Source organism: Enterococcus sp. DIV1411a, assembly GCF_050531945.1.
Classification (GTDB): Bacteria; Bacillota; Bacilli; order Lactobacillales; family Enterococcaceae; genus Enterococcus_B; species Enterococcus_B faecium.
This window is the reverse complement of the sequence record NZ_CP172892.1, coordinates 432,291-440,000: the sequence shown is the minus strand read 5'-3', so window position 1 is coordinate 440,000 and position 7,710 is coordinate 432,291. Positions and strand designations below refer to the sequence as shown.

Below are 7,710 nucleotides of genomic sequence, written 5' to 3'. Positions count from 1 at the left end.
CCCCCGTCAATTCCTTTGAGTTTCAACCTTGCGGTCGTACTCCCCAGGCGGAGTGCTTAATGCGTTAGCTGCAGCACTGAAGGGCGGAAACCCTCCAACACTTAGCACTCATCGTTTACGGCGTGGACTACCAGGGTATCTAATCCTGTTTGCTCCCCACGCTTTCGAGCCTCAGCGTCAGTTACAGACCAGAGAGCCGCCTTCGCCACTGGTGTTCCTCCATATATCTACGCATTTCACCGCTACACATGGAATTCCACTCTCCTCTTCTGCACTCAAGTCTCCCAGTTTCCAATGACCCTCCCCGGTTGAGCCGGGGGCTTTCACATCAGACTTAAGAAACCGCCTGCGCTCGCTTTACGCCCAATAAATCCGGACAACGCTTGCCACCTACGTATTACCGCGGCTGCTGGCACGTAGTTAGCCGTGGCTTTCTGGTTAGATACCGTCAAGGGATGAACAGTTACTCTCATCCTTGTTCTTCTCTAACAACAGAGTTTTACGATCCGAAAACCTTCTTCACTCACGCGGCGTTGCTCGGTCAGACTTTCGTCCATTGCCGAAGATTCCCTACTGCTGCCTCCCGTAGGAGTTTGGGCCGTGTCTCAGTCCCAATGTGGCCGATCACCCTCTCAGGTCGGCTATGCATCGTGGCCTTGGTGAGCCGTTACCTCACCAACTAGCTAATGCACCGCGGGTCCATCCATCAGCGACACCCGAAAGCGCCTTTCAAATCAAAACCATGCGGTTTCGATTGTTATACGGTATTAGCACCTGTTTCCAAGTGTTATCCCCTTCTGATGGGCAGGTTACCCACGTGTTACTCACCCGTTCGCCACTCCTCTTTTTCCGGTGGAGCAAGCTCCGGTGGAAAAAGAAGCGTTCGACTTGCATGTATTAGGCACGCCGCCAGCGTTCGTCCTGAGCCAGGATCAAACTCTCATAAAAAGTTCGAACAATCTTGCGATTGTTAAGCTCAATTTGTTTGCTAGCATATTGCTTGCTTGTTAAAAATGTTTGTTGTCTTGAATTGAATCAAGACGCCCTACACATTTGGTTTGTCTTACTTTGTTCAGTTTTCAAAGGTCTACTTCATCAGGAGTGTTTCCCGATTCGTTTTTGGCTGCCGTAGCAACTTTTATATCATATCAGAGAGACAAGTAATTGTCAACTCTTTTTTAAAAGTTTTTTTGATTTCGTTTTTCGAAATCTTACAGCAACTCATTTATCATAACTTGTCGTTTGTTATTTGTCAAGAACTTTTTTGAAGTTTTTTTCGATAGAATCAAGCTTCGCAAGCGGTCCTTTTTTAACGACTCAGTTATCTTATCATGTCATTTCTAACATGTCAACAACTATTTTATATGTTTTTTAAAATACTATTTTATTGCTTTGCTACTTAAAACAACAGAAATGAATATATCATGTAAATTTACACATGTCAATATATTTTTAACTCTATATCCCCACCTAGATTTGAATTTTGACCACATAAATTGAGCATGTCTCTATAGTAGAAAAATAAAGTCAAAAAAAGAACACATAACACGCTTGATGCTAAGTGTTCGACTGTTACAACTGTATGGAATGCTCAGTGACTTGATTAAAACAGTTAAAGTCTATTTATTTAAGATAAGCTGTTCCATCAACTGCTCATTGTATCCAATAAATAGAACTTCATCGATAATAATCAAAGGACGTCTGAGGAGGTTGGTATGTTGTGTGCATAAAAAAATCAGTTGTTTTTTTTCTACACAGGAAAGGTCAATCGCAATGTTGTGAAAAGCCTCAGACCAAGTCGCAAATAGCTGTTCTGCTTGCACTTCTTCAAAACTGCATAATTCTTCTGCTTCTTCTGTACTTAGATCGCGTTCTTCTAAGTCAACAAATTGATAAGGCAATTGATGGTGTTCTAACCATTGTTTCGCCTTCAGACTTGTTACACAGTGCGCTGATCCATAGACTTTCACTTCCACGAAGGCTCCCTCCCTATGAATTTAAGATGTTATTGTTTTGTAAATAGATCAGATTTCTGGCAACACATCGAATTTCACGAGGGACAAATGACCGGATCTCATCTTCATTAAATCCGATTAGTATTCTTTTTTCATCAATCAAAATAGGTCGTCTCAATAATGAAGGATATTCTTTGAATAAGACGATCATTTGCTTTAAAGTTAATTCGTTAAAATCTATGCCCAGCTTTTCGTAAATTTTCGACCGAGTGGAAATAATATCTTGAACTCCTCCTTCAGTCGCTGCCAAGATCTTTTTGATCTCACTTTCTGTTAACGGTTCGGCAAAAATATTCTTCTCTTCAAATTCAAGTTGATTCGCTTGCAACCATGCTCTTGCTTTTCTACAGGAAGTACAGCTAGGCGAAGCATATACTTTTATCATTTTCTCACTCCTTTTTAATTATAATCCAATTCTACAGTAATTTCTTTTAAAATACCAATTATTAGCTAATAAAATATTATTTGTCAAATTAAGCGAGACAAAACTTTCCATTTACGTAACTCAAAAAAACTTCTAATGGTGTTTGGTAATTTAGTGATTTTCTAGGGATATGGTTTCTTTTGGACGCAACGGATGAGATGAATCCTTGATTGACTTGGTTGAAGTCCATTTCTTTTGGTAGTCCATCTTTTCGGAGGAGTCCGTTTGAATGTTCATTTAATCCCCGTTGGGAAGGCGTTCCTGGGTCTGCGAAATAAATATCAATATCATTCGTATTACTAATACTTTTCCAATTAGAGAATTCTTTTCCACAATCAAAGGTAATTGATTTGAAAAGATTTTTGGGTACGGATTGAAGCCATTCATTAATCGAATTTTCAATATCAACTGCCTTACGGCCTTCTGGTTTCAAGGCGATAATGGCTTTTGAAAGTCGCTCAACGAGTGTGATGACGGCACTTTTATGGTGGATGCCGACAATCGTATCACCCTCTAAATGTCCAAATTCTTCTTCGAAAACGACATAATCTTTTTTACGTTCAGAAATATTTCTTTTGAATGCCTGTTTTCCACGTTTTTCCTTATAACCATTTGGTTTTCGTTTTCCTTGCATCGGTAAATGTAAAACATTGAATTCTCCCGTCTTAAACCGGCGATAGAGGGTACTTACTGAACAAGAGAAGGTTCGCTCTGCACGGCCAATAATGACGTCTGGGGTCCAACCTTCAGTTGATCTTTTTGCAATGTATTCTTTTTCCTCAGCAGGAAAAATGATTTCGGTTCTCCCACAACGTCGCTTATTTTCTTTGTATTGTTCAAAGTATTCAAGTGCTGTTCCACCGCATTTGAGAAAGTTATAGACATTGTAAATTGTTTGGCGTCCACGTTTAAGCTGCTTCGCAACGATAGCAACCGGAGTTTCTTGATGAAAATATGCTTCTATCATTACAAGCTCGTTTGGTGTAAGATGGGTATAAGTCATTTATGTTCACTCTCCTTGTATGCTTTAGCGGGTATTACGATTTGAGTGTAACATAAATGGCTTTTTTATTTGTCTCGCTTAATTATACAAACGGCGAAATATAAAAAAAAATCAAAATAACTGATTATTTACGTTTGAATAATGAGAATTATTCTATATATTCTCTATTTTGATAATAGTATTCTCATTTTCAAAATAAATAAGGGAGGTGTGACAAAATTCTTGTCACACCTCCTTTTTCCGAATAAACGGTGTTCCAGAAATAACTTCTTCGAAAATAAGCTGAAATTTCACAAAAATTTGAGAAGCAATTTTCGTACATTCCTTCTTCTTTCTTGAAACTGACCACTTCTGTCACACCCTCTCTTCTATCACTTTCCTTTTTTCACACGACTCCCGGTTTCTTTGATAAATCTCGATACTTTCAATTTTCTTGAATTTTTCATTTGAGGTACACATAGATACAGACGATTTCTTGCTCTAGTCATCGCAACATAAAATAGTCTTCGTTCTTCTTCTATCGTCGTCACTGGTTCTGCTTTTATTTCATTAAAGTCGATTACTTTCTTTTCTGTCGCTCCGTTATAAGGCAAACTTCCTTCGTTACAACCAATCAAAAAGACATTTCGGTAACTAAGACCTTTACTTTTGTGAATGCTCTGGATACATAGTGCATCAAGTTTTCCTTGTCTGTAAGCAATCAAGCGGGTTTTTAATTCTTTAGCTGTCGCTTGGGTTTCTTGCGATAAGGCTTGGAGTCTTCTGAAAGTAGCATGCTGCTTTACTTCTTCTCGTATCCATTCTTGATCACTCTGGTCGATTTCCTTAGCTATACGTGGCAGATGAAGATAGCTTTGAACAAGCGAATAGATTTCTTGATGCTGGTCTGTTTTACGCAACGCTTCCTCAAACTCTCGGATTTCTGCAGATTTCGATTTTAAATTGGGGCTTATCGACAAAATATAATCTGCAACGGCTATATTTTGATATTTAGGAGAAAAGTATTGATCGCATTCACTTTTTTTCAGGTAGCAGTCTGCCATCAGCTGCCGGAGCAATTGCTGGTAGGCCTGATTTTTCTTTTGCAGATTCAGTGCTGTTTGCCAATGAACAATTTTTTGATAGAAATGTTGGAAAGACTTGATACCAAAGATACCTTCATATGGACTATCTGCTTCCAGTACAAAAGGAATATTCGTTTTCAGCAGAGATTGGACAAGCTGCTGCGTTTGTGAAGCTGATCGGTACAATATGATTGATTCCTTATATTTCCCATTTTTTTGAATAAATGTCTGAATTTGTTTGATTAGCCACTGACTTTCTGCTTTAGTATCAGAAAACAAATAGGCTTCCATAACGCCTGCTTCTTTTTGTGCTGGAATCATCGCCTTTGGTATCCGATCATTTTTATTATAGCTGATCAATCTATTTGCTCCTTGGACAATAGCTGCCCGAGAACGATAATTAGTTAATAAGAAAAGAGTTTTGGTAGGATATTCTTTTTCAAAGTTCTTGATGTATGCTGGCTCTGATCCTCTGAATCCATAGATACTCTGATCATCATCTCCAACAACAATCAACTTGATCCTGTTTTCCTTTGTCATCCGTTTCACGATTTCCCATTGAAGTGGATTAGTATCTTGAAATTCATCAATGAATAGATAATCATATTTTTGGCCGATATAATGCTGGATTTCCTCATTCTCCAAAGCGCTTTTCAGATTTTGGAGTACATCATTGAACTCTAGCAATTTCTGGCTTCTTTTTTGTTCTTGGAGTTCCATGAGCAATCCATACAGTCGTTCTGATATCGGCTGTCGTGCATTCTTATCAATGGAATCATATTTTTCTTTAACTAACTGAACCATTTCTTCTACTGAAAGGTTCATATTCTGCCAATAGTCTAACCGAGAAGCAATCGTTTTTTCTCCATATTGATCAAATATATAAAGATTATATTTACGTATCAGCTGTTGCAAAACAGCATTCACTTTTTGTGCAGTATCCTTTGAAAAGTCTCCTTGTATTCCTTGCATTGCTACTTCAGGAAATTTTCGACAAATTTCATTGTATATCCTAAAAAAGATACTATGGAATGTTCCGATATGGACAGCGGTTTTTCTCTGGCTGAAATTATCTACTCGTTTTTTTAGTTCATTTGCAGCGTTCCTTGTAAAAGTGATCATTAGTATGCGTTCTTCGTCTACTTGTTTTTGCGTCATCAGATAAACAGCTTTTGCACAGATTGTTTGCGTTTTGCCGCTCCCAGCTCCTGCTATGATTCGAAGATGTTTCTTCATATCATATGTGATAGCTGCTTTTTGTTCTTGATTGAAGCGATTATAGGAACGTTTCTCCATCATTTTAAAGAAAGAGCTGTTTCCTTCACTTTCTTTTACTTGTACTTCTTCCTCAATAAGTCCGGGTGCTTCGCCATAAGCCGCTTCATAGGTAGCAATGATTTCTTCTTGTAGCCGAAAGACTTGTTGAAGCTTTTTATACTTGTTCTCCCAGCGTTTCAATTCTTTTTGTAATCGGAGAATTTCTTTTTCATTCAACTGATTGATTTCCTTCCCATCTTTCTTCTTTGAATTTGTTTATTTCAAGTTGGTTATTTAAAGTTTCGTTGTCTATTTTTTCTTTATACTAACAGACCTTTCTAAAAATGAAAATGGGAAGCGATATGATTTTAGTTTTCTGAAAATTTTTCCTTTTTTTCAATCGTTTATGCTAAGATAAGGAAGACAAAAATATTCATAAAAGGTGATGAAAAAAATGCAGACTTCCTTTCACGAGGGGCGTACAATAGGACTTTTGCTGACATTTATCGGAGGAGCCATGGACAGTTATACTTATATCCAATATGGTGCTTTTGCCTCTGCTCAAACTGGCAATATCATTCTATCGATCATCCAAGCATTTGACGGAGAATGGCTAAGTGTTGGTAAAAAAGTATTGTCTACCCTTTTCTTTTTCTTAGGGATTCTTCTAACAAAGTATCTAATTGATTATTTTAGAAAAAAAGAAAAACATTTCTGGCGCTTGTTTGTTCTATATTATGAAGCAGTGATTTTTTTCTTTGTTAGTTTGACACCCGTCCATGAGCATCCCGCATTAGTAACGATTTTGATTGCTTTTACTGCATCGATCCAGTGGGTAGCTTTTGATAAAATCAACGGGCGTGCCTACACTAATTTATTTACAACTGGAAATTTAAAAGGGGTAGCAACGAACTTATATGATTATTGTATTTCTAAAGAAAAAGCAGATTTTGATCGATTTTTCCACTATCTAAGTGTCGTTCTTGCCTTTATCGCAGGAGCTATTGTCCTTGTTTTCTGTCATCATCTGTTTGGCGCCCATTCGATTTTGATCGTTTCCATTTTATTTTTGATCATGGCCCTCACTCAGACATTTCATTTATGGCAATTTTATCATACGAATCGGTTCACTATTTGATCTCAATGAATCAAAAAAACTAAGCAAGATGCTGCTCACAGAGAAATATCTGCGAGTGAGCAATTTGCTTAGTTTTTATATTATTTAGTTGTAAAGATTCCCTTTGCTTTCGGGTTATTTGTAGTGTAGCGGATCGACTGGGCATCTGCCTCTTCTGTCATTTTCTTTGCCCGCATCTTGATTTCTTGTACGATTTGTTCTCCACATGCCGGATCGGCTACGAAATCATATTTGTCCCCATCGATCACTATTTTGGGACATATATCAAACTGTTCATACCACTCTTCGTATCGTCGATTGAGTTCTTTATAGTAGGAATAGAGTTCAGGATCTTGTTCTAGCTGTTCATATTCCCGGCCTCTTTTTTTGATTCTCGCTAACATAGTTTCAAAGGATACACGAATATAAACCAGTAGATCTGGTTTCTTTTGTGGCGAAATTTCTTCTAACTCCTTCAGCATCGTTTCTAAAAGACCTTCATACTGCTTTACTTCTACTTCAGAAACACGCCCTAAATCTGCATTCAAATGAAACAGCATACTATCTTCGTAGATGGAGCGGTCTAGTACGTTGTCATCATGGCTGAAAGCATCTTTGATTGCCAAAAAGCGTTTGTTCAAAAAGAAAATCTGTAATAAAAAAGTATACTTTTCTGGATTAGAATAAAATAGCGGCAATACTTCATTATCTTCCACGTTCTCATAAAAATGTTTTGTTTCTAAATCTTGGGCAAGCATTTCAGTCAGTGTGCTTTTCCCTGCACCGATCGTTCCTGCAACAATGATCACAATTATCGGCATCCTTCCTGT

The 7,710-nt window shown here is 37.8% G+C and carries 6 protein-coding genes and 1 rRNA gene (1 of these 7 cut by a window edge); 1 reads left to right on the top strand and 6 read right to left on the bottom strand.

What is annotated here, in order from left to right; all coding sequences use genetic code 11:
• The 5 genes from IGJ87_RS02095 to IGJ87_RS02075 all read right to left on the bottom strand — a co-directional run.
• Positions 1-948 (bottom strand): 16S ribosomal RNA (locus tag IGJ87_RS02095) (it extends 612 nt beyond the left edge of the window).
• A gap of 671 nt (positions 949-1,619) precedes the next feature.
• Entirely contained in the window at positions 1,620-1,976 is a 357-nt protein-coding gene (locus tag IGJ87_RS02090; protein ID WP_002297829.1) for a Spx/MgsR family RNA polymerase-binding regulatory protein, read from the bottom strand.
• Between the two features lie 13 nt (positions 1,977-1,989).
• Positions 1,990-2,400: a Spx/MgsR family RNA polymerase-binding regulatory protein gene (locus IGJ87_RS02085; RefSeq protein ID WP_089030392.1), complete on the bottom strand. Its 411-nt coding sequence runs from the start codon at positions 2,398-2,400 to the stop codon at positions 1,990-1,992.
• An 88-nt stretch (positions 2,401-2,488) separates the two neighbouring features.
• Complete coding sequence (locus IGJ87_RS02080) at positions 2,489-3,442, bottom strand: IS30 family transposase (protein ID WP_002325884.1); 954 nt, start codon at positions 3,440-3,442, stop codon at positions 2,489-2,491.
• A gap of 371 nt (positions 3,443-3,813) precedes the next feature.
• Positions 3,814-6,000, bottom strand: coding sequence for an ATP-dependent helicase (locus tag IGJ87_RS02075; RefSeq protein ID WP_002317494.1), 2,187 nt, complete (start codon positions 5,998-6,000; stop codon positions 3,814-3,816).
• A 217-nt stretch (positions 6,001-6,217) separates the two neighbouring features.
• Between IGJ87_RS02075 and IGJ87_RS02070 the strand changes: the two genes are divergently transcribed.
• Entirely contained in the window at positions 6,218-6,901 is a 684-nt protein-coding gene (locus tag IGJ87_RS02070) for a YoaK family protein (RefSeq protein WP_002286265.1), read from the top strand.
• An 80-nt stretch (positions 6,902-6,981) separates the two neighbouring features.
• Here the strand turns inward: IGJ87_RS02070 and IGJ87_RS02065 are convergent, their stop codons facing one another.
• Complete coding sequence (locus IGJ87_RS02065) at positions 6,982-7,701, bottom strand: deoxynucleoside kinase (RefSeq protein ID WP_430609762.1); 720 nt, start codon at positions 7,699-7,701, stop codon at positions 6,982-6,984.
• Between the last annotated feature and the right edge of the window lie 9 nt (positions 7,702-7,710).